The following is a 255-nucleotide window of genomic DNA, read 5'->3' as shown; positions in this document are numbered from 1 at the left end:
GGTGCGGACTACGCGCGCCTGGACAGCGACAGCTTCAGCGAAGACGGCGGCTTCGGCTTCGGCCTGCGTGCGGACAGCCGCGCGTCCAGCCGCAGCCAGGCGCTGGCCGGCCTGCGTGCGGAAACGCGCCTGCGTGGCTGGTCGCTGCGCGGCTATGCCGAGTGGCAGCAGACGCTGTCCAGCGATGGCCTGGCCTTCGATGCCAGCTTCGTGGGCGTGGATGCCTGGGCGCCGGTGGCGGGGCTGCAGCCGGCA

1 protein-coding gene is annotated in these 255 nt (G+C 73.3%); it reads left to right on the top strand.

All coding sequences use genetic code 11. From position 1 onward, the window contains the following. Positions 1–255 (top strand): autotransporter domain-containing protein (locus QMX79_RS20925; RefSeq protein WP_282248486.1); only part of this gene is annotated, 255 nt, incomplete at both ends.

It is taken from the genome of Stenotrophomonas sp. PS02300 (assembly GCF_029959395.1).
Lineage (GTDB): Bacteria > Pseudomonadota > Gammaproteobacteria > Xanthomonadales > Xanthomonadaceae > Stenotrophomonas > Stenotrophomonas maltophilia_AD.
This window is presented reverse-complemented; position numbering and strand designations above follow the sequence as displayed.